The sequence below is a fragment of the Marinobacter sp. genome (genome assembly GCF_014859525.1).
Taxonomy (GTDB): Bacteria; Pseudomonadota; Gammaproteobacteria; order Pseudomonadales; family Oleiphilaceae; genus Marinobacter.
In genome coordinates, this window is the sequence record NZ_JACUUB010000044.1 from 1 (window position 1) to 22,931 (window position 22,931).

The 22,931-nt window shown below is 56.5% G+C and carries 18 protein-coding genes; 15 read left to right on the forward strand and 3 right to left on the reverse strand.

Translation table 11 applies throughout. From position 1 onward, the window contains the following. Positions 1–190 precede the first annotated feature (190 nt). The 3 genes from yghU to IBX51_RS10120 are packed head-to-tail and all read left to right on the forward strand — an operon-like array spanning position 191 to position 4,331. Positions 191–1,063, forward strand: a complete 873-nt coding sequence (gene yghU, locus IBX51_RS10110; protein ID WP_291831090.1) for a glutathione-dependent disulfide-bond oxidoreductase — start codon at positions 191–193, stop codon at positions 1,061–1,063. Between the two features lie 9 nt (positions 1,064–1,072). After that, on the forward strand, positions 1,073–3,484 hold the full coding sequence (locus IBX51_RS10115; RefSeq protein WP_291831092.1) for a Lon protease family protein: 2,412 nt from the start codon (positions 1,073–1,075) through the stop codon (positions 3,482–3,484). Next, the gene (locus IBX51_RS10120; RefSeq protein WP_291831093.1) at positions 3,459–4,331 is read left to right on the forward strand and encodes a universal stress protein; all 873 of its coding nucleotides are present in this window, start codon (positions 3,459–3,461) and stop codon (positions 4,329–4,331) included. Before IBX51_RS10115 ends, IBX51_RS10120 begins: the two co-directional genes overlap by 26 nt. A gap of 14 nt (positions 4,332–4,345) precedes the next feature. Here IBX51_RS10120 and ftsH read toward each other — a convergent pair whose 3' ends face one another. From ftsH to ggt, 3 genes are read right to left on the reverse strand one after another with little or no spacing between them, the layout of a single operon-like run. Further along, positions 4,346–6,247 carry an ATP-dependent zinc metalloprotease FtsH gene (ftsH, locus tag IBX51_RS10125; RefSeq protein ID WP_291831094.1) on the reverse strand — a complete coding sequence of 634 codons (1,902 nt, stop codon included), beginning with the start codon at positions 6,245–6,247 and terminating at the stop codon, positions 4,346–4,348. Continuing rightward, positions 6,244–6,492, reverse strand: coding sequence for a YkoF family thiamine/hydroxymethylpyrimidine-binding protein (locus tag IBX51_RS10130; protein WP_291831095.1), 249 nt, complete (start codon positions 6,490–6,492; stop codon positions 6,244–6,246). Before IBX51_RS10130 ends, ftsH begins: the two co-directional genes overlap by 4 nt. Positions 6,493–6,536: 44 nt before the next feature. Next, complete coding sequence (gene ggt, locus IBX51_RS10135; protein ID WP_291831096.1) at positions 6,537–8,300, reverse strand: gamma-glutamyltransferase; 1,764 nt, start codon at positions 8,298–8,300, stop codon at positions 6,537–6,539. 140 nt (positions 8,301–8,440) lie between these two features. On the opposite strand from ggt, the gene purU reads away from it, so the two are divergent. The 12 genes from purU (at position 8,441) to pyrF (ending at position 22,819) form a co-directional block, all read left to right on the forward strand. Beyond that, positions 8,441–9,295, forward strand: a complete 855-nt coding sequence (purU, locus tag IBX51_RS10140) for a formyltetrahydrofolate deformylase (protein WP_291831097.1) — start codon at positions 8,441–8,443, stop codon at positions 9,293–9,295. A gap of 126 nt (positions 9,296–9,421) precedes the next feature. Next, positions 9,422–12,037, forward strand: coding sequence for a DNA gyrase subunit A (gene gyrA, locus IBX51_RS10145; RefSeq protein WP_291831098.1), 2,616 nt, complete (start codon positions 9,422–9,424; stop codon positions 12,035–12,037). Continuing rightward, positions 12,034–13,116, forward strand: coding sequence for a 3-phosphoserine/phosphohydroxythreonine transaminase (serC, locus tag IBX51_RS10150; RefSeq protein WP_291831099.1), 1,083 nt, complete (start codon positions 12,034–12,036; stop codon positions 13,114–13,116). The genes gyrA and serC overlap by 4 nt, the downstream gene beginning before the upstream one ends. A 2-nt stretch (positions 13,117–13,118) precedes the next feature. Further along, the gene (gene pheA, locus IBX51_RS10155; protein ID WP_291831100.1) at positions 13,119–14,216 is read left to right on the forward strand and encodes a prephenate dehydratase; all 1,098 of its coding nucleotides are present in this window, start codon (positions 13,119–13,121) and stop codon (positions 14,214–14,216) included. 32 nt (positions 14,217–14,248) lie between these two features. Continuing rightward, complete coding sequence (gene hisC, locus IBX51_RS10160) at positions 14,249–15,373, forward strand: histidinol-phosphate transaminase (RefSeq protein ID WP_291831102.1); 1,125 nt, start codon at positions 14,249–14,251, stop codon at positions 15,371–15,373. Between the two features lies 1 nt (position 15,374). Beyond that, a complete protein-coding gene (locus IBX51_RS10165; protein ID WP_291831103.1) occupies positions 15,375–17,603 on the forward strand; it encodes a bifunctional prephenate dehydrogenase/3-phosphoshikimate 1-carboxyvinyltransferase in 2,229 nt (742 codons plus the stop codon). Then, positions 17,603–18,283, forward strand: a complete 681-nt coding sequence (cmk, locus tag IBX51_RS10170) for a (d)CMP kinase (RefSeq protein WP_291831109.1) — start codon at positions 17,603–17,605, stop codon at positions 18,281–18,283. The genes IBX51_RS10165 and cmk overlap by 1 nt, the downstream gene beginning before the upstream one ends. A 130-nt stretch (positions 18,284–18,413) precedes the next feature. Then, positions 18,414–20,105, forward strand: coding sequence for a 30S ribosomal protein S1 (gene rpsA, locus IBX51_RS10175; RefSeq protein ID WP_291831104.1), 1,692 nt, complete (start codon positions 18,414–18,416; stop codon positions 20,103–20,105). 133 nt (positions 20,106–20,238) lie between these two features. After that, complete coding sequence (locus tag IBX51_RS10180; RefSeq protein ID WP_044385122.1) at positions 20,239–20,535, forward strand: integration host factor subunit beta; 297 nt, start codon at positions 20,239–20,241, stop codon at positions 20,533–20,535. A 69-nt stretch (positions 20,536–20,604) separates the two neighbouring features. Further along, a complete protein-coding gene (locus IBX51_RS10185) occupies positions 20,605–20,907 on the forward strand; it encodes a LapA family protein (protein ID WP_291831106.1) in 303 nt (100 codons plus the stop codon). After that, positions 20,907–22,076: a lipopolysaccharide assembly protein LapB gene (gene lapB / locus IBX51_RS10190; RefSeq protein WP_291831107.1), complete on the forward strand. Its 1,170-nt coding sequence runs from the start codon at positions 20,907–20,909 to the stop codon at positions 22,074–22,076. The genes IBX51_RS10185 and lapB overlap by 1 nt, the downstream gene beginning before the upstream one ends. Before the next feature lie 32 nt (positions 22,077–22,108). Beyond that, a complete protein-coding gene (pyrF, locus tag IBX51_RS10195) occupies positions 22,109–22,819 on the forward strand; it encodes an orotidine-5'-phosphate decarboxylase (protein WP_291831108.1) in 711 nt (236 codons plus the stop codon). The last annotated feature ends 112 nt before the right edge of the window (positions 22,820–22,931 follow it).

Consider the following 22,931-nt stretch of genomic DNA (forward strand, 5'->3'; position numbering starts at 1 on the left):
GGATGCCGATCAATTTCTGCCGGCGCGTGTACATGATTCTCCTGCACCAGCCTGTGCCCGTCTGCTCGGTATCGAACAGAGTCGCCAAACTATCGATTGCCGTCGATGGAGAAACCTGGAGGTTGAGGCTAGCGAGTAATGGTGTATAACTTGAGTCTTATCCATACCCTGCAGAATACGGGAGCAGTTAATGAGTGACCCTACTTATACGCCACCCAAAGTGTGGACGTGGAACCCGGAGAGCGGTAACAAGTTTTCCAACATCAATCGGCCGGTTGCGGGCCCCACTCACGACAAGGCCCTGCCGGTCGGTGAGCATCCATTCCAGCTGTATTCTCTGGCCACGCCTAATGGTGTAAAGGCCACGATCCTGTTTGAAGAATTGCTGGAACTGGGCATCCGGGAAGCAGAATACGACGCCTGGCTGATCAATATCATGGACGGCGATCAGTTCAGCAGCGGCTTTGTGAATGTGAACCCCAACTCCAAAATCCCGGCCATGCTGGACCGCAGTGTGGACCCGGCAATCCGGGTCTTTGAATCCGGCTCGATTCTGTTGTACCTGGCTGAGAAATTCGGCGAGTTTCTGCCGACCGATCCCGCCAAGCGAACGGAAACCCTCAACTGGCTGTTCTGGCAGATGGGCAGCGCGCCATTCCTCGGTGGTGGCTTCGGGCACTTCTTTGCCTACGCACCGGAAAAGTATGAGTACCCGATCAATCGCTACGCCATGGAAGTAAAGCGCCAGCTCGATGTGCTGGATCGTCAGCTGGCCGACAATCAGTACATTGCGGGTGCCGACTACACCATCGCCGACATGGCGATCTGGCCCTGGTACGGCGCCCTGGTCAAGAACATGGTGTATGAAGCAGCCGAGTTTCTGGAGGCTCACACCTACACCAACGTGCTGCGCTGGACCGACGAACTGGCACAGAGGCCTGCAGTAAAGCGTGGCCGGATGGTCAACAAAGCCTGGGGTGAACTGTCCTCCCAACTGCATGAGCGCCACGATGCCAGCGATTTCGAATTGCGGACTCAGGATAAACTGGAAGGCAGCGAATAAGGAGCAACCATGGCCTTACCTGTGGCGTTAACCGAGGACCAGATCTACCACCGGTGCCCGTTGGACATGCTGGATTTCGAGACCACCGAGGCGCTGGAAAATCTGGAGCTTCCGTTCGGTCAGGATCGCATGCTGAGGGCGTTGGAGTTTGGTGCCAGCATGCAGGCCAGTGGTTTTAATCTGTTTGTGCTGGGGCCTTCCGGTGCTGGTAAGCATGAACTGGTAAAACGGTTTCTGGATACCCACGCTGCCGGTAAAGCTGTGCCTTCAGACTGGTGCCATGTCTTTAACTTCCAGCAGTCTGACAAACCTGAGGCTATCACGCTGCGGCCGGGTGAGGGGCGCGTCTTCAAGAGTGATATGAGCGATCTCGCCAGCGAGCTGAAAACTGCCATTCCGGCCACCTTTGAAAGTGAGGAATATCAGGCTCGCATTCAAGAGTTGCAGGAAGAGATGACCCGACGCCAGCAAAAAGGTCTGTTTGTGATACAGGAGGAGGCCCGCGCCAACAACATTGCGATGCTGACCACCCCCGGCGGTTTTACCTTTGCACCTATGCGCAATGGCGAGGTGATTGAGCCAGAGGAGTACAAGACATTCTCCGCTGAGGAGAAAGAGCTGGTGGAAGCCAAAGTGGAAGATCTTCAAAAGAAGCTCCAGCAGGCGATTCAGCAAGTGCCGCGACTGCGCAAAGAGGTGCGCGAACGCATACACGAACTCAATGAAGAAATGGTGCAGTTGACCCTGGGCGGTCCGATTGGGGAGCTGCGAGAAAAGTGGTCACATGTGCCGGCCGTGGTCGCCTACCTTGATGCCGTGCGAGAAGATGTGGTGGAGCATGCCGAAGCCTTTCAGGACAATGAAAACGGCGCACCTGCCGGATTGTTGAATCGGTATCGGGTTAATCTGCTGGTCGACAATGCGGAGACCCGGGGAGCGCCGGTCATCTATGAAGACCTGCCCAACCATCAACACCTAACCGGGCAGATTGAGCACCGGGCTCATCAGGGCAACCTGTACACCGATTTTACGTTGATCCGGGCGGGCTCACTGCATCGTGCTAACGGCGGTTACTTGATTCTGGATGCCCGTCGCATTCTGACCCAACCGATGGCCTGGGAAAGCCTGAAGCGCATTCTCTTTTCAAATGAAATCCGGATAGAGTCGTTGGAGCGGCTGTATGGACTGGCAACCACCGTCAGCCTGCAGCCAGAGCCCATTCCGTTAAACGTGAAAGTGGTCCTGCTCGGTGACCGCACTTTGTATTATCTGTTATCCCATTACGATCCCGACTTTCTGGACCTGTTCAAAGTGGAAGCGGATTTTGAGGACGACCTGGAGCGGGACGATGACAGTTACCTGTTGTATGCCCGGATGATCGCGACCATGGCGCGGTCGGCCGGGGTGAAAGCCCTGGACCGGGCGGCGGTTGCCAGGCTGATTGAGCATGCGAGCCGCCTGGCCAGTGACCAGCAGAAGTTGACGGCTCATGACCGGGTACTCAAAGACCTGCTCAGTGAGGCGGATCATTGGGCCGACCAGGCCGGCAGCGACCTGATTGAGGTCGGCCATATTCAGCAGGCTATTGATGAGCGGGAATACCGGGCCAGCCGTATTCGTGAGCGAAGCATGGAGCAGATCCGCCGGGGCGTGATGATGATCGCCACCGAAGGCGAGCAGACGGGACAAGTGAATGGTCTGTCGGTACTGCAAATTGGCGCCACCCGGTTTGGTCAGCCCACCCGCATTACTGCAACAGCCAGGCCCGGTAAAGGGCAGGTGGTGGATATCGAGCGTGAGGCCAAGTTGGGTGGCCCTATCCACAGTAAAGCGGTGATGATTCTGTCTCGTTTTCTGGCCAATCGCTATGCCCCGATGGGGGAGTTGTCTTTGTCTGCCAGCCTGGCATTCGAGCAGTCCTACGGTGGTGTTGAGGGGGATTCGGCCTCGGTGGCGGAAACCTGTGTGCTGTTATCAGCCATCACCGGCGTGCCACTGAAGCAATCGCTGGCGGTGACGGGGTCCATGAACCAACATGGCGAAGTTCAGGCGGTGGGCGGTGTGAACGAAAAAATCGAGGGTTTTTTCGACGTTTGCAAACAGGCTGGCGGCGTCAGTGGCCAGGGCGCGTTGCTGCCAGCGAGTAACGTAGAGCACCTCATGCTCCGCAAGGAGGTGTGCGACGCTGTCAGCGATGGGCGCTTTGTTATCTATCCCTTGACGCATATTGACCAGGCCATTGAGCTGATGACCGGCATGGAAGCAGGCAAGCCGGATGCCGACGGCCAGTTCCCTGAGAACAGTTTTAATCGGCGGGTTGCAGACCGGTTGGAGGAATTTGCAAAGATTGGTCGAAAAAAGGAATCCGAGCAGGAAAACGCCAACGGAGGCCGTTATGGTGACAACGCCGATAACAGCTGAGGGCCTGCCTTCTGTGAAGTCATCCGGCCGGGTGCTTATCCTGCTGGATGGGTCCCGTACCAGTTTGGCGGCGCTGGAAGCGGCCGCAGAGATCGCTCTTGCGCGCAATGCCGAAGTACTGGGCGTGTTTGTGGAAGAGGTGAATCTGCTGCGAAGCGCCGGTTACGGATTTGCCAGCGAGGTAGGGGGCAGCTCCGGTCTGCTCAGGCCACTGGAGGTTGAGGTACTGGAAGCGCGGATGCGGGCCTTAGCGGAACAGGCCCGGCGAGCCCTGGAACAGGTCATGCTGAGGCGGGGTGTTGCTCAGGCTTTGAGGCTTTGCCGTGGCCGCGTTGCAGAGGAAGTGCTCGGCCTGATCGGTCCGGACGATCTGGTGGTGATGGGTCGTGTTGGTTGGTCGGCTATTCCAGGTTGCCGGCTCGGCTCCACGGCGGGTGTTTTGATCCACCAGGCACCGGGCGATGTGTTGCTGTGGTCGACATCACCGCCGCTGGCGCGGAATCGCGTGGTTGTGCTGTTGAATCATGATCAGGGGGCTAACCACCGGGCGGTCAGGGTGGGGGCGGAATTAGCTCGCCGTCACCAGCAGCCGCTGACCGTCCTGATCAGAGCCGAAGCGCTTGAAGATCAACAGGTTGTGGAAGATGTGCGGGCGTATCTAAAGGCCGAAGGGATTAGCGCAAGGGTCAGATTATTGGCCATGACGGGCGTTGCTTCTGTCGTCAGGGCCATGGCCGAAGAGGGCGCCGCTCAGTTGGTGGTTAGCCGGAAGTTCAGTTTGTTTGGCGGGCAGGGTGCAGACATCCTGCTGACCGAGTTGAACCTGCCGGTCACCGTAACCGCCTGAGTCCGGGTTGAGGTTCAGGCAATTCTGCGGCTGCTGGCCTTATTCAGTACGTTTGTGATTTCTTCCGTATCCAGGGTTTCGTGTTTCATTACAGCCTTGGCCAAGGCATCCATCTCTTCGCGGTGTTCTCGCAGGAAGCTGATCGTAAAGGATTCCAGGTCTATCAATTGGGACTGGATTTCTGCATCAATCATCTCGGCCAGCTTCTCGCTGTATTCCCTTGGCGCGCCCATTTCCCGGCCCAGAAAGACGTGTTCCTCGCCAATGCCGAGCCCCAGCGGGCCAATTTTCTCACTCATGCCCCATTGGCCGATCATCCGGCGAAGCAGTTTGGTGGCTTCCTTTAGGTCATTCTGGGCGCCGGTGCTGACTTCACCGTAGATGATCTTCTCAGCGGAACGACCGCCCAGCATCACTTTGATTCGATCCCGCAAATAGCTCTCGGTGTAGTTGTACTTGTCTTCTCTGGGTGTTTGCTCTGTGATGCCCATCGCCATGCCGTGGGGGATGATGGTGATCTTGGTGAGTGGGTCCGCCTTGGGCATGTAATAGGCCATAAGGGCATGCCCACATTCGTGATAGGCAACCACTTCCCGCTCTTCCGGGGTGAGCTGGGCGTCGCGCTCTTCGCCCAGAATCAGCCGATCACGAGCGTGCTCAAAGCAAGAGGCGTTGACTTGATCCAGGTTTTCCCGAGCTGCGGTCAGCGCGGCTTCGTTTACCAGGTTCTTCAGATCGGCACCGGAGAAACCGGTCGTGCGGCTGGCCAGTTGCATCAAATCAACATCGGCGGCCAGAGGCACCTTGCGCACATGTACTTTCAGGATGGCTGCACGGGCTTCTCTGTGAGGGCGGTCGAGGGTGATCTTTCGATCAAACCGGCCAGGGCGGAGCAGGGCGGAATCCAACACATCCGGGCGGTTGGTGGCAGCCAGCACCAGAACATTTTCATGGGATTCAAAGCCGTCCATCTCCGTAAGGATCTGGTTAAGGGTTTGCTCCCGTTCATCGTGACCACCTCCCAGGCCGGCGCCCCGCGAGCGGCCAATGGCATCGAGTTCGTCAATAAAGATCAGTGCCGGAGCTTCTTTGCGGGCATTCTGGAACATGTCCCGAACCCGGGCAGCACCCACTCCAACAAACATTTCAATAAACTCCGAGGCGCTGATGCTGAAAAACGGCACTTCCGCCTCGCCTGCGATGGCCCTGGCCAGCAGCGTTTTACCGGTGCCGGGCGGGCCCACCAGCAGAACACCTTTGGGCATGACCGCACCCAGTCGGCGGTATTTTTCCGGGGCTTTCAGAAAGTCGATGATCTCTGCAATGTCGCGCTTCGCAGATTCAATGCCTGCCACGTCGTCCAGCGTGGTTGTCGAGGTTTCTTTGCGGGCGCGCCGAGCTCGGGACTTGGCGTAGTCAAAGGCGCCGCCGCCCTGGGTCATGCGCTTTTGGGCAGCCCCCCAGAACCAGAACATCAATGCCAGCAACAGAATCCAGGGTAGAAAGCCCAGAATCAGCTCTTGCCACCAGGGGCGGCCAGAGGGAGCCCCGCGAATGACGATGTCTTGTCGTTCCAGGGTCGAGAGCAGCTCGGGGTCATCTACCGGCGGGCGTAGTGTTATGAAGGTGCTGGTGCCGCGTCCGGTATCTGAGCTGAACCTGGCCGTACCGGAATCGGTGAACTGGCCCCGAATTTCTTCGTTGCGCAGTGTGACTTCAGCAATCTGGCCACTGAGTACTGCTTCTTTGAATTCGGAGTACGCCAGTTCTTGTTGCTGTGGCCGCTCACTGTCCTGTAGCCAGAGAAACATCAGGAATATGGCCGCGCTCAACCACAAAAAGGAATACTGGTTTGGTATGGCCGGTTGCTGACTGCTGTCTTTGTCGGGCTTGCTCGGGTCGTTCGGGTTTGTCATTTTGGTCTCCGGTCGCCCTCCATGATTTTCGCCACGAAGACGGACTTTCCATAAGTTTCGAAGGACCACCGCATGGTGTCGGAAAGCACCTTCATGACTTCATCATAGTCACCAAAAATTTCGGTGCTCATTCGCCCCGGGTAGACCTCCAGGTCAGTTTGCTTGAGGCGTTCAATTAGATCCCAGATCGGCTGCTTGTAATCGTCTTTGAGCGGATAACAGCTCAGTTGCACAGAAAGATACATGATATGCCTCCCGAATAGTCTGAGGCGGGTCAATTCCCGCCCGGTTAAAAGCCCATGGCCGATGAAGTGCTTCGGCGAGGGTCTGCACCGCCATAAAGAGTGCCGTCGTCTCCGATCATAATACTTTGGATTGCGCCCATCGCGGCGCTGGTGTTTACCTTGTGGCCTTTGGCCTCCAGCAAGCGGATGGTGTCTGGGCTGATGCCTTGTTCTATGCGGATTTCATCGGGCAGCCATTGGTGGTGCATGCGGGGTGCGGCTACCGCTGTCTGTATGTTCATGTTGTGGTCAATGACATTCATCAGAACCTGCAGAGTGGTTGTGATGATTCGTGAGCCGCCAGGACTGCCCGTAACCAGAACGTTTTTTCCGTCTTTACGCACCACGGTCGGCGACATGGAGCTGAGCATCCGCTTGCCCGGTTCAATCTTGTTGGCCTCGCCGCCCATCAAGCCATAGGCATTGGGTTCGCCGGGCTTGGCGCTGAAATCGTCCATTTCATTGTTGAGCAGAAAACCAGCGCCGGCGACGGTGATCCCGGAGCCATAGCTGAAGTTGATGGTATAGGTGTTGGATACGGCATTGCCCCAGCGATCCACCACCGAAAAATGAGTGGTTTCCGGGCTTTCCCAAGCGGCCGGCTGACCGGGTTTGATCTCGCTGGCGGGCCGGGTTTTGTCCGGAGTGATGCCTTTGCGTAGCTCCGCTGCATAGTCTTTGCCGGTGAGTCCGCGCAGAGGAACGTCAACAAAGTCGGTATCGCCCAGATACTCGGCGCGGTCGGCATAGGCCAGTTTCATGGCTTCGGCCATGTGGTGGATAGTGGCGGCCGAGTTGTGCCCCATCTCGGCAATGGGAAAACCCTCAAGGATGTTGAGGATCTGGATAATGTGGGTGCCGCCGGATGAAGGCGGTGACATGGAAAAAACATCGAAGCCGCGGTAACTGCCTTGCACAGGTTGACGGACGGCAGGCCGATAGTTTTTCAGGTCGCTCAGCGTGATCAGGCCGTCATGGCGCTGCATCTCATCGACGATCAGTCGGGCGGTTTCGCCCTGGTAAAAGCCCTCGGGGCCATCATCGGCAATGCGCTGCAGGGTGGCGGCCAGCTCCGGCTGTTTGAACACGTCGCCGGGCTGTGGCGCAGAACCATCGTTTTGATAAAAGGTGGCTTTGGTGACTGGCCAGCGCTGCAGCCGATCCCTGGCTTGCTCCAGGCCTTCGGTGAAACGATGGGGTACCACAAAACCATCCCTGGCCAGACGGATTGCCGGCGCCAGGGCTTCGGACAGGGTCAGGGTGCCGTGACGTTCCAGCGCCAGGGCCAGTCCGGCCACCGTGCCTGGCACGCCAGCAGCCTGATGACTAAAGCGACTCAATTGGCTGACGACATTGCCGTCCTTGTCCTGAAACATGGTTTCGGTTGCAGCCGCCGGGGCGGTTTCCCGGTAATCGATGGCTTCCGGTGCGTTACCGTCACCTGGGGCGTACAGCAGAAAGCCACCGCCACCAATGTTGCCTGAGCGTGGCTGCGTGACCGCCAGCGCGAAACCGGCCGTAACGGCGGCATCGATGGCGTTGCCGCCGTTTTTCAGTACCTGCAGGGCGACGTCGCTGGCCAGCGTATGACTGGTGGCGACCATGCCCTGGCTGCCCTGCACAGGGTGAAAGCGTTCGCCCTCGAGAATGGCCTGCCCGCTGGCCTGGGCATTAACCGTCAGGAATGAGATCAGCGTGGCCGCTGTCAGGCCCCACAGGCACCTTGGCGGAAGTTTTGCCCGAAGGCGGTAGATGACTCTGTCTAGCATCGGATTCCTCGTTTCTGGCTCCCAGATAGGCTATCATAGCCGGTCATTTTTACCGGTGCGCGCCAACATTTCACCATGGGCAGCTGTTTGTGGTTTCCCGTCGCACCCGCTTTCCCGGATTCTAGTTAAGGAAAGGCTTAATGGAGCATACCTATCGTCTTGTTATTTCCTGCCCGGACCGGGTAGGCATTGTTGCCAAGGTGAGTAATTTCCTGTCCACCTATAACGGCTGGATTACCGAGGCGAGCCACCATTCTGACACCCAGTCTGGCTGGTTTTTTATGCGGCATGAGATCAAAGCGGAGTCGATACCGTTCGGGCTGGACCAGTTTCGGGCTGCTTTTGAGCCTATTGCCCGCGAATTCAATATGAGCTGGCACATTGCTGACTCCGCCCGCCCCAAGCGGGTTGTGCTGATGTGCAGCAAGGAATCCCATTGTCTGGCGGACCTTTTGCATCGCTGGCACAGCAAAGAGCTGAACGCCGAGATGGTGGCGGTGATATCCAACCACGACGACCTGCGCCGCATGGTGGATTGGCACGACATTCCTTACCACCATATCCCGGTGAGCAAGGAAAACAAGGCCGAAGCTTTTGGTCAGATTGAAGATCTGCTGGAAAAGTACGACGTGGACGTTGTGGTTTTGGCCCGCTACATGCAAATTTTACCTGCCGAATTGTGCGAGAAGTACGCCGGCAAGGTGATCAATATTCATCACAGCTTTTTGCCGTCTTTCGCAGGTGCCCGCCCGTACCATCAGGCGTACAGCCGTGGCGTCAAACTGATCGGGGCAACCTGTCACTACGTGACACAAGACCTCGACGAAGGCCCGATTATCGAGCAGGATGTCATTCGCATTAGCCACAGCGACTCCATCGATGACATGGTGCGCCTGGGCAAAGACGTGGAAAAGAACGTGTTGGCGCGGGGTTTACGGTCGCATGTAGAAGACCGCGTGATTACTTATGAAAACAAGACCGTAGTGTTTGATTAACGTGTCGCGACCGCTGCCCCGGGTCGGGTTGGTCTGTGGTATGCTTGGCGGCTTGTTGACGATTAAAGACGGGGCCCGAATAGGGCCTCGGGACGACTCCCAGATAACGCAAAGGAACCTTTCTCGATGGGTGAATTAGCCAAAGAGATCCTGCCGGTCAATATTGAAGACGAGTTGAAACAGTCCTACCTCGATTACGCCATGAGCGTTATCGTTGGCCGGGCGCTACCGGATGTACGCGACGGTCTCAAGCCGGTGCACCGCCGGGTACTGTTCGCCATGTCCGAGTTGGGCAACGACTGGAACAAGGCGTACAAGAAATCTGCCCGTGTGGTGGGTGATGTTATCGGTAAATACCACCCCCACGGTGACTCCGCTGTCTACGACACCATCGTCCGAATGGCTCAGCCGTTTTCCCTGCGTTATCCGTTGGTGGATGGTCAGGGTAACTTCGGTTCCATCGACGGCGATAACGCAGCGGCTATGCGTTACACCGAAATTCGCATGGAAAAGATTGCGCATTCTTTGCTGGCGGATCTGGACAAGGAAACCGTCGATTTTGTCGATAACTACGACGGCACCGAGCGGATTCCGGAAGTGCTGCCTACCCGAGTGCCGAACCTGTTGGTAAATGGCTCCTCCGGTATTGCGGTTGGCATGGCGACCAACATTCCGCCCCATAACCTGACGGAAGTCGTTAACGGTTGTCTGGCGTTGATTGATAACCCGGATCTGACCATTGACGAGTTGATGGAGTTCATCCCGGGCCCCGACTTCCCGACCGAGGGGATCATCAACGGTCGTGCCGGTATTGTCGAAGCCTACCGGACCGGCCGCGGCCGCATCTATATCCGCGCCCGTCACGAGATCGAGCATGACGACAAGACCAATCGTGATGCCGTTATCATTACCGAGCTGCCGTACCAGCTGAACAAGTCGCGGCTGATCGAGAAGATCGCCGAGCTGGTCAAGGAAAAGCGCCTCGAAGGCATCACCGAGCTGCGGGATGAATCCAACAAGGAAGGCATCCGCGTGGTGATCGAGCTGCGCCGTGGTGAAAACCCCGAGGTGGTGGTGAACAACCTGTTCGCCCAGACCCAGCTGCAGACCGTGTTCGGGATCAACATGGTGGCGCTGATTAACGGCGAGCCGAAGATTCTCAACCTCAAGGAAATGCTTGATGCGTTTGTCCGTCACCGCCGTGAAGTGGTGACTCGCCGGACCATCTACGAGCTTCGTAAGGCCCGTGAGCGTGGCCATATTCTTGAAGGTCTGACGGTTGCTTTGGCCAACATCGACGAGATGATTGAGCTGATCAAGTCTTCTCCGACCTCGGTTGAGGCCAAAGAGAAGTTGATGGCGAAAGGCTGGGCGCCGGGCAATGTCCTGGCGATGCTGGAGCGTGCCGGCGAAGACGCCTGCCGTCCCGACGATCTGCCGGAAATCTTTGGTCTGCGCGACGGCCTGTATTACATGTCGCCCGAGCAAACCCAGGCGATCCTCGATATGCGCCTGCACCGCCTGACCGGCCTGGAAACCGAAAAGCTCCAGAACGAGTACAAAGACATTCTCGAGAAGATCGCTGGTCTGCTTGAAATTCTGGGTGATCCTGACCGCTTGATGCAGGTTATCCGAGAAGAGCTGGAAGCGGTAGTGACCGAGTTTGGCGATGTGCGCCGCACCGAAATTACCAGTTCCCAGCGCGATCTGACCATCGCCGACCTGATTGATGAAGAAGATCTGGTGGTGACTATTTCCCACAGTGGTTACGCCAAGACTCAGGCCGTTGAAGACTATCAGGCCCAGCGTCGTGGTGGTCGTGGTAAAGCCGCGACGGCCATGAAAGATGAAGACTTTATTGAAAAGCTACTGGTAGCCAATTCCCACGACACCATTTTGTGCTTCTCCAACAAAGGCAAAGTGTACTGGCTGAGAGTGTTCGAGATTCCGCGCGGTAGCCGTGGTTCCCGAGGCCGCCCGATGGTTAATATTCTGCCGCTGGATGAAGACGAGCGGATCACTACCTTCCTGCCGGTTCGGGACTACCCGGAAGACCAGTTTGTGCTAATGGCAACCTCGGCAGGTGTGGTGAAGAAGACCCCGCTGCCGAACTTTGCTCGTCCGCGCAGCAGTGGCTTGATCGCGCTGAACCTGGACGAAGGCGACACCCTGATCGGTGCTGCCATCACAGATGGCAATGCGGAAATTATGCTGTTCTCCACCGCTGGTAAAGCGGTGCGCTTCAAGGAAGATCAGGTACGGCCAATGAGCCGGACGGCCCGTGGTGTTCGCGGTATCAAGATGCAGGGTGATCACCATGTTGTGTCACTGATCATCCCACAGGACGGTGGCGTGATTCTGACGGCCAGTGAGCACGGTTACGGCAAGCGCACCGCCATCGACGAGTTCCCGGCCTACAGTCGCGGCAGCCAGGGCGTCATCGCCATGCAGTGCTCCGACCGTAACGGTAACCTGGTGACAGCGCTGCAGTTGTTTGAAGGCGACGAGATGATGCTGATCTCGGACAAGGGCACGCTGGTACGTACCCGCACGGACGAAGTGTCTGTGCTCAGTCGGAACACTCAGGGTGTGCGTCTGATTCGTTTGGCTCAGGAAGACGAGCGACTGGTGGGCGTTGAGCGTATCGCAGAATCGGATGACGACGGCGTGGACGCCGACGTAAGTGTAGACGCAGACGCAGGCCCAGATGCAGACGCGGAAGGTGAGGGCACCGAAGAATGAGCAGAGCGTTTAATTTCTGTGCCGGCCCGGCTACCTTGCCGGAATCCGTGCTGAAGCAGGCGCGGGACGAAATGCTGGACTGGCGGGGCACCGGCATGTCGGTGATGGAGATGAGTCACCGTGGTGACGCCTTCGTGGAAATTGCCGAAACCGCCGAGCAGGATCTGCGGGATCTCGCAGGGGTCTCAGACGACTACGCCGTGCTGTTCATGCAGGGTGGGGCGTCCAGTCAGTTTGCCACCATTCCCTTGAACCTGCTGGGCGATAAAGCCTCCGCAGACTATGTGAATACCGGTATCTGGTCCAAAAAGGCGATTGCTGAAGCCAGGCGGTACGGTGGCGTTAATGTGGTGGCCAGTTCGGAAGACAACGGTTTTACGACCATTCCTGACCAGTCGGCCTGGAGCACCAGTGCTGATGCTGCCTACCTGCATTACACGCCGAACGAAACCATTGGCGGCCTGGAGTATGACTTTGTCCCCGACAGCGGAGGCGTGCCATTGGTGGCAGACATGTCGTCCACCATGCTGTCCCGTCCCGTGGACGTGTCAAAGTTCGGCTTGATCTATGCCGGTGCTCAGAAGAATATCGGGCCATCCGGTCTGGTGGTCGTCATTATCCGCAAGGATCTTTTGGGCAAGGCCCGAAAAGAAACCCCGACGATGATGAATTATCAGGTGATGGCTGAAAACGGCTCGATGTATAACACGCCCTCGACCTACTCCTGGTACCTTGCGGGCCTGGTGTTCAAGTGGCTGAAAGAGCAGGGTGGTGTGACGGCCATGGGCGAAATCAACGCCCGTAAAGCCAGCAAGCTGTACGATTTTATCGATACCAATGAATTCTATGCCAACCCGATTAACCCCCGTTTCCGCTCTTGGATGAACGTGCCTTTCACGCTGGCGGATGACGCTTTGAATGGTGCTTTCCTTAAAGGCGCCGATGCCCGTGGGTTGCTCAATCTTCAGGGGCATCGTTCAGTAGGTGGCATGCGCGCCAGTATCTATAACGCCATGCCAGAGGCGGGAGTGGATGCGCTGATTCAGTACATGACGGAATTTGTGAAGGAACAGGGCTGATCATGAACGACGAGAAGACCCGCCTGGGCGAACTCCGGGATGAAATTGACAGTCTCGATCAGCAGATCATGGCGCTGATCAGTGCCAGGGCCAAGTGTGCCCAGGAAGTGGCCCATGTCAAAATGGCGGCAAACCCGGAGCAGGACGTGTTTTTTTACCGCCCCGAGCGGGAAGCCCAGGTGCTGCGGCGTATCAAGGAGAACAATCCCGGGCCACTGCCGGCTGAGGAAATGGCCCGCTTGTTCCGTGAGATTATGTCGGCCTGCCTGGCACTCGAAAAGCCCATGCACATTGCCTTTCTGGGGCCGGTAGGCACTTTTACCCAGGCGGCAGCGCTCAAACATTTTGGCCACTCGGTGCTTAGCGTACCGTTGCCGGCCATTGATGCGGTGTTTCGGGAGGTAGAATCCGGTGCAGCGCAGTATGGCGTAGTGCCCGTGGAAAATTCCACGGAGGGTATGGTCAACCATACCCTGGATATGTTCATGTCTTCACCGCTGAAGATCTGTGGTGAAGTGCAGTTGCGTATACATCATCATTTACTGGTCTCGCCCAAGCACAAAGATCAGGAAATTGCCCGTATCTATTCCCATCAGCAGTCCTTTGCTCAGTGCCGGCAGTGGCTCGATACGCACCGCTACGGTATTGAGCGAGTGACTGTCTCCAGCAACGCCGAAGCGGCTCGCCGCGCGGCGGAAGAGCCTGGCACTGCGGCGATTGCCGGCGACATGGCGCAGGAACTGTATGGATTGGTAAAGCTGGCCAACAGTATTGAAGATCGCCCGGATAACACCACTCGGTTCCTGATTATCGGTCGTGAGGAAGTGCCCGCCAGTGGTCAGGACAAGTCATCTGTTCTGGTATCGATGCGTAATAAACCCGGCGCGTTGTACCAGTTGCTGGAGCCGTTTCACCGCCACGGCATCAGCCTGACCCGTATCGAGACCCGGCCATCCCCCAGTGGTACCTGGGCCTACGTGTTCTATATCGATTTTGAGGGGCATATGGATGATGAGCTGGCCCGTAAAGTGTTGTCTGAGGTGGATGAAGAGGCGGTAGAGCTGAAGCGTCTGGGGTCGTACCCCGTTGGTGTGCTTTAAGTACAGACAGATCTGACCCGGAGGAGAGTTGAATGGCAGTGGACTACCAGAGTCTTGCGGTAAAAGGTGTTCAGGCTCTGTCTCCGTACCAGCCAGGCAAGCCTATTGACGAGCTGGCCCGGGAGCTGGGGTTGAATCCGGCGGAGATTATCAAGCTGGCCAGCAATGAAAACCCTCTGGGGCCGAGCGAGATAGCCCTGGCGGCGGCTCGTAAGGCGCTGAACGAGCTGTGCCTGTACCCGGACGGTAACGGCTTTGATCTGAAGCAGGCGCTCGCCAAACGGTTCGGTGTGGCCATGAGCCAGATTACCCTCGGCAACGGTTCCAATGATGTGCTGGAAGTGATCGCCCGATGCTTTGCCGACCGCGACAGCGAGGTGGTGTTTTCTCAATATGCTTTTGCGGTTTATCCCATCGTTACTCAGGCCATCGGTGCCAAGGGTGTTTCAGTCCCTGCCAAAGACTGGGGCCATGATCTCGACGCCATGGCGGCAGCGGTCACCGAACGCACTAAACTGGTGTTTGTGGCCAACCCGAACAATCCGACCGGAACGGTACACACGGCCGCCGCCATCAAAGCATTTCTCGACCGCATTCCTGAGCGGGTGTTGGTGGTTCTGGACGAAGCCTATTGTGAATACCTGACCGGCGATGAATTCCCGGATGGCATCAAACTGCTGGACCGTTACCCGAACCTGATTGTTTGCCGGACCTTTTCCAAGGCTTGGGGTCTGGCTGCATTGCGGGTTGGCTACAGCATCAGTTCTGCGGCCATTGCCGATATACTTAACCGGGTGCGCCAGCCATTCAATGTCGATTCGATAGCGTTGGCAGCAGCAACGGCGGTTCTGGGTGATGAGGTTTACCTGACCCGTTCCCGTGAGGTCAATGCAGCCGGTTTGCGTCAGCTCGCCGATGGTTTTGATCGTATGGGGCTGCCTTATATCCCCTCAGCCGGTAATTTTATTGCGGTTGAAGTGGGCGAGCAGGCTGTCGGTATCTATCAGTCATTGCTGGCACATGGCGTTATTGTTCGGCCTGTTGCCGGTTATGGTATGCCGGGTCATCTTCGGGTATCGGTTGGCTTACCACAGGAGAACGAGCGGTTTCTGGATGCTCTGGCACAATCGTTGGTCTCGGCCGGCCAGGGGGGCTGACGTGGCCGACAGAGAGCCTTTGTTCAAGCGTGTTGCAATCATCGGCCTTGGGTTGATTGGTGGCTCCCTGGCCAGCGCCATTCGCAAGCATCGTCTCGCAGGCGTGGTTACCGGTTTTGATCAAAGAGCCGACGAGCTGGCTTTGGGGGTTGAGTTAGGCGTTATTGATGAAGCGGCCCCGAGTCTGGAGTGGGCCGTTAAAGGCAGCGATCTGGTGGTGCTCGCTGTGCCTGTGCGGGCAACCCGGGCGGTCTTGGCGCAGATCCAGCCCTGGCTCGCCGATGATGCGGTACTGTCAGACGTGGGTAGTACAAAAAGCAGTTTTGTGGCCGATGTGGAAGCAGTATTTGGCGAAGTGTCGCCAAGGGTAATACCTGGCCACCCGATTGCGGGCTCCGAAAAAAGCGGCATCCGCGCTGCCAAACCAGACCTGTTTGCTCATCACAAAGTGATCCTGACCCCCGCAGATAATACCGATACGGACAGTCTGGCAAGGCTGAAGGGCCTTTGGGAGGGCATCGGGGCGACGGTGCTGACCATGTCAGTGGCGTATCATGACGAAGTCCTTGCCGCCACCAGTCATCTGCCACACCTCATTGCCTTTTCTCTGGTAGACACTCTGGCAGGTGAGGATGAAAACATGGATATCTTCCGGTATGCAGCCGGTGGCTTCCGGGATTTTACCCGCATTGCAGCCAGTGATCCGGTGATGTGGCATGACATTTTTCTGTCAAACCGCGACGCCGTGCTGCGCGTGATTGATCATTTTACCCAAGACCTGGATCTGCTTCGGGGCGCCATTGCCAGCGGCGATGGCGCTACTTTGCTTCGGGTTTTCAGTCGTGCCAAAGCGGCACGGGAACATTTTTCTAAGATGCTGTCAGGGCAGGCGTACGTGACTAACAAAAGTGATCAGCAAGTTATCTTTCAGATGAGCCCCGGCGGCTCCGTTCGTGGTGATATTCGGGTTCCGGGTGACAAGTCTATGTCTCATCGCTCCATCATGCTGGGCGCTCTGGCAGATGGGATCACTGAGGTTAAAGGGTTTCTGGAGGGCGAAGACAGCCTCGCAACCCTGCAGGCGTTCCGGGACATGGGTGTGACCATTGAGGGGCCGGACGACGGCTTTGTCCGGATTCATGGCGTTGGTATGCAGGGTTTGCAAGCCCCCCGTGGACCGCTCTATCTGGGTAATTCCGGTACCGCCATGCGTTTGTTTTCGGGCTTGCTGGCGGCGCAGGCCTTTGATTCCGAACTGACCGGCGATGCCAGTCTGAGCAAGCGGCCAATGGGTCGGGTTGCGGATCCATTGCGCGCTATGGGTGCGGTGATTGACACCGCTGAGGGTGGTCGGCCGCCCATGAAGATTCGTGGTGGGCAAGCGCTTACCGGCATCCATTACGACATGCCGGTAGCCAGCGCTCAGGTCAAGTCCTGCCTGTTACTGGCAGGTCTCTACGCCGAAGGCGTCACTTCGGTAACGGAGCCGGCTCCGACCCGTGATCACACTGAACGCATGCTGCAGGGATTTGGCTATCACGTACATCGGGATGGGCCGACCGCCAGTGTCACTGGTGGTGGTAAGCTCGATGCCTGCGCGATTGACGTGCCGGCGGATATCTCCTCGGCTGCATTTTTTCTGGTTGCTGCCAGTATTGCCCCGGGCTCTGATCTCACTCTGCGTCACGTGGGTATGAACCCGACCCGTGTTGGCGTCATTAATATTCTCCGTCAGATGGGCGCCAATATCGAGGTGCTTGATGAGCGTGTGATCGGTGGCGAGCCAGTCGCTGATTTGAGAGTGCGTTCTGCCGACTTGCACGGCATCGACATTCCGGAAGATCAGGTGCCGTTGGCGATTGATGAGTTCCCCGTACTCTTTATCGCAGCAACCTGTGCCAAAGGGCGCACCGTGCTGCGCGGCGCTGAAGAATTGCGAGTCAAAGAGAGCGATCGTATACAGGTGATGGCAGACGGCCTTGCGGCATTGGGTGTTGAGTCCACGGTGACACCGGATGGCATTATCATCGAGGGTGGCCAGGCCATCGGTGGCGGTACCGTGGAAAGTCACGAAGACCACCGGATTTCCATGTCGTTCGCGGTGGCGTCACTCCGGGCAACGGGCCCGATCACAATCAATGATTGCTCGAACGTTGTCACGTCGTTCCCTGGCTTTGTTGAACTGGCAAAGCAGACAGGCATTCAAATCAGTACAGAAGGCAGTTCGTGATGATAGATAGCATGGCACCGGTCATTACTGTTGACGGCCCAGGCGGCTCGGGCAAGGGTACTATTACCCAAATGCTGGCCCGTAAGCTGGGCTGGCACTTGCTGGACAGCGGGGCTCTGTATCGACTGACTGCGCTGGCTGCGCTTCGTCAGGGTGTATCCCTGGAAGATGAGGCCAGACTGGTGAATGTGGCTGCGACGCTTGATGTGTCGTTCGAGCCCGCCGAGGAAGGGCAGCCGGTTCGCGTGATGCTGGCTGGTGAAGATGTAACCTCGGACATCCGCACAGAGGCCTGCGGTAATAGTGCGTCACAGGTTGCCATAATGCAGCCGGTGCGGGACGCGCTGCTTCAGCGCCAACGGGATTTCCGCCAGTTGCCTGGCCTGGTGGCCGATGGCCGCGATATGGGGACGGTCGTTTTTCCGGATGCCCCGGTCAAGGTCTTTCTGACGGCAAGCGCCGAAGAACGCGCAAGGCGCCGTTACAACCAGTTGAAGGAAGCGGGTGTCAGTGTTAACATTGACGCCGTTTCAGAAGAGATACGGGTACGCGATGAACGTGATATTAACCGTTCTGCTGCCCCTCTCAAGCCTGCGGATGATGCGCAAGTCATTGATTCTACGGGTTTGAGCATAAAAGAGGTGTTGGACAGGTGCATGGCCGCAGCAGGTCAGGCCTGACTGCACCTTTTTGTATTTTGAATGCCGGGACAGCGTAAATTTGCCAGCCGCTGGCTGATTCCGGAAATCATTAACAGACCGTGTTGCTGGTGGCACGGAGCACACTTGCGTTGATCATATAGGGCACATAATGAGCGAGAGCTTTGCGGATCTTTTCGAAGAAAGTTTGAAAGAAATCGATATGCAACCGGGTTCCATCGTCCAGGGAACCATTGTTGATATCGATAACGACTGGGTCACCGTTAACGCCGGACTGAAGTCCGAAGGCGTTATCCCCGCCTCCCAGTTCCTGAACGAAAAAGGCGAGATGGAAGTTAACATCGGCGATGTGGTCGACGTGGCTCTCGATGCAGTTGAAGACGGTTTCGGTGAAACCCGTCTGTCCCGTGAGAAGGCCAAGCGCGCTGAGGCCTGGAAGGTACTCGAGAAGTCCTTCGAAGCTGAAGAAGTGGTCAAGGGCATTATCAATGGCAAGGTCAAAGGTGGTTTCACTGTTGATCTGGCTGGCATCCGTGCCTTCCTGCCAGGCTCTCTGGTAGATGTTCGTCCGGTTCGCGACACTGCGCACCTGGAAAACAAAGAACTCGAATTCAAGGTTATCAAGCTCGACCAGAAGCGTAACAACGTGGTTGTTTCTCGCCGCGCCGTTCTGGAAGCTGAAAACAGCGAGCAGCGTGATGCTCTGCTGGAAACCCTGACTGAAGGTCTGGAAATCAAAGGTATCGTCAAGAACCTGACCGACTACGGCGCGTTCGTAGATCTGGGTGGTGTTGACGGCCTGCTGCACATCACTGACATGGCCTGGAAGCGCATCAAGCATCCGAGCGAAATCGTGAATGTGGGCGACGAAATCAATGTTAAGGTCCTGAAGTTTGATCGCGAGCGTAACCGCGTATCTTTGGGTCTGAAGCAGCTGGGCGAAGATCCCTGGGTCGAAATCAAGGCTCGTTACCCGGAAAGCGCCCGGGTCACTGCCCGCGTTACCAACCTGACAGACTACGGCTGCTTTGCCGAGCTGGAAGAGGGTGTTGAAGGTCTGGTTCACGTATCCGAAATGGATTGGACCAACAAGAACATCCACCCGTCCAAGGTTGTCCAGGTAGGCGACGAAGTTGAAGTGATGATCCTGGATATCGACGAAGAGCGTCGTCGTATTTCTCTGGGCATCAAGCAGTGCGTCTCCAATCCGTGGGAAGATTTCTCCGGCAACTTCAATAAAGGCGACCGTATCGCCGGTAAGATCAAGTCAATCACTGACTTTGGCATCTTTATCGGTCTGGACGGTGGTATCGACGGCCTGGTTCACCTGTCTGACATCAGCTGGAACGAGACTGGCGAAGAAGCCGTTCGCGAATACAAGAAGGGCGACGAAGTTGAAACCGTCATCCTGTCTGTTGATCCCGAGCGTGAGCGTATCTCCCTGGGCATCAAGCAGCTGGAAAGCGATCCGTTCGCCGAGTTCGTTCAGCTGAACGACAAGGGCTCCATCGTTAAGGGCACCGTGTCTGCGGTTGACGCTAAAGGCGCCACCATCGCCCTGAACGAAGAAGTTGAAGCGGTACTGAAGGCCTCTGAAATCAGCCGTGATCGTGTGGAAGATGCACGTAACGTCCTGAAGGAAGGCGAAGAAGTTGAAGCCAAGATCATCAGCATTGATCGTAAGAACCGTGTCATCAACCTGTCTGTGAAGTCCAAAGATGTTGAGGATGACAAGCAGGCGATTGAAACTGTTCGTGGCAAAGCTGCGGAATCTTCAGGTGCGACCACCATCGGTGATCTCATCAAAGAGCAAATGCAGCAGCAGAACGCCAACAAAGACTGATTTTTCTTGTTGGTATGAAAAAAACGGGCTCTAAGAGCCCGTTTTTTTTGTGTTTTTTTTTGGTTTGGCTAAACTACAGGCATTGGTCCCCGTTAAATGACTGCGGAATAATAATGACAGAGGGAAACGCCTCATGACGAAGTCCGAACTGGTTGAGCTGATTGCCTCAAAGCAGACGCAGCTCTCTGTGAAAGATGTGGAGTTGGCGGTTAAAACCGTGATTGAGCACATGTCTCAGGCTCTTGCTGATGGCCAACGAATTGAAATCCGGGGATTTGGCAGTTTTTCCCTTCACCACCGGGCGGCTCGTACTGGCCGTAACCCCAAAACCGGTGAGGCAGTTCAGTTGCCTGCCAAGTTTGTCCCGCACTTCAAGCCTGGCAAGGAATTACGGGAACAGGTAAATGACAGTCTGAAAAAGGGCTTTTAACCTGCGGTTCCTGTTAATCTAACGGAACATTGTGTTTTCGGGCACCGTCCCGTCTGGAGAGATTACGACATGGCTGGCCTGCAGAAGATCCTCATTACCCTAACGGTCCTGGCCCTTATCCTTCTGGCGTTGGTGTTTTCTCTCAATAATCAGATGGCAGTTTCGCTCAACTTCCTGTTGTTTGAAACTCAACCTCATGGTGTCGCCGTCTGGATCATTATGTCATTTGTTATCGGTGCATTGATTGGCGTGTTGATTGCTGCAATAGCAACGTTTCGTTCGTCGGTGTCGCGTCGTCACCTCAAGAAAAGACTCGAGCGTGCTGAGCAGGCATTAGAGAAATCCAAGGCACAGAACGATCGGGCGCTTTAATGGACATGGTGTTTCAGTGGCTGCTTTTGACGGTGGCTGTGGCTGTCGGCTGGGTTGTAGGGAGGCTTGGTAGCCAGGGCAGGCGCGCTTCTCGGGTTATCTCTGACGAAGATTCTGTTCGGGATCGCTTGCAGTTCCTGTTTACTAATTACTCTGACCAAGCCGTGGATAACTTTGTTCAGTCGCTGGCGGTTAACAAGGATACCGTCAGTCTCCATCTTTCCATTGGCAGTCACTTCCGTAATAAAGGCGAAACCGACCGCGCCATTCTGATCCACCAGAACCTGCTGGCACGCCCGGAGCTGCCCGCTCGCTATACGCCTCAGGTGACTCTTGAGTTGGCAATGGATTACCTGAATGCCGGCTTGCATGACCGCGCTGAAGCCTTGCTTCACCAGTTAATGGGTGATCAGGAGTATGGGCGTCGAGCGTCAACGGCGTTGATTGAGTTGTATCAGCAAGAAAGGGAATGGAAAAAAGCGGCGCAGGTAGCGCAAACTCTGACTCGTCGTGATGCTGATCCTGCCATGTTCAAAACGCTGGCTTACATCACCTGCGAGTTGTCTGATGCGGCTTTGATTATGGATGATCGGTGGGCGGCTCAGAAACTTGCGAAGGAAGCGCTCGATTACGATCGATCTTGTGTTCGTGCCACGTTGCTTTTGATGAAACAGCAAGTCCGACAAGGTAATTTTCGTGAGGCGAGCAATCAAAGCTTCAAGGTGTTCGAGCAGAATCCTGAATTTGGCCCTGAGGCCGTTGACCGGTTGATGAAACTCGAGCAAGAACATGGTGATGTCGGTCGTTTGTTCAAAAAGCTGAAGAAACTCTATGACCAATATCCCAGCACCAGTCTGTTACTGGCCCTTGTCGAGTCGGTAGAACGCTCGTCTGGTCGACCTGCAGCCATTGATCTTCTCAGACAGGAGCTGGAGGTGAGGCCTTCTGTGCGCGGTCTCTTGAGATTGGTGGAGATGGCCGGCTACGAAAAAGGCATGACCACAGACGAAGGCCGACTGGTCAGCCGTATTGGGCACCTGATTCTCGCCAATCGTCCGGTTTATCGCTGCGTGAGCTGCGGTTTTTCAGGCCAGCAATTGCATTGGCTGTGCCCCAGTTGTAAACAATGGGAAACGGTGCGGCCCATTCAGGGCGTTGAAGCCGAATAGCATTTTTAATTTACTCATCCGGAAACCTGTCTGTGCAAAATCCTAACGATCCGAAAATCATTGTCGCCCTGGACTTTCCTTCCCAGGAGCCCGCTTTGGCCCTGGCTGCCCAGCTGGACCCTGCAAAATGTCGCCTGAAGGTCGGCAAGGAACTGTTTACCCGCTCAGGCCCAGCGTTGGTGAAAGTTCTTCAGGGCAAGGGTTTTGATGTATTTCTGGATCTGAAATTTCATGATATCCCGAATACTACGTCGTCAGCCGTTGCTGCAGCCGCAGACCTTGGGGTGTGGATGGTGAATGTTCATGCTTCGGGTGGCGAGAAGATGATGGTGGCCTGTCGTGAGCGTCTGGAGCCGTTTGGTGCTGATAAGCCACTACTGATTGCGGTAACGGTGCTGACCAGTATGTCTGACGAAGATCTGGCTGGCATCGGCATAACCGGCGGGGCACAAGCTCATGTATCCCGCCTGGCCGCGCTGACCAGGAACTGCGGCCTCGACGGTGTAGTCTGCTCCGCGCAGGAGGCTTCACGGCTGAAAGCAGAGCAGGGTGCTGACTTCCAGCTCATCACCCCCGGCATCCGCCCGCTGACCGCCGACAAAGGCGATCAGCAACGCATCATGACCCCCACGGATGCCCTTAAAGCCGGCTCCGACTATCTGGTCATCGGTCGCCCAATTACCCAGGCGCCTGATCCACTGGCCGCCCTTGAGGCCATTCACGCTGAGGTCGCTTTAGTCTGACCTCGGTTAGAGCGCCTAGTCCGCACCTAGCCTGCCGGGTTCGCGGGAGGGGGCGCGGATGGGTGTCCCTCCCGAAAACCGCTACAAGCACATCCATGTGCGCTTCTCTCCG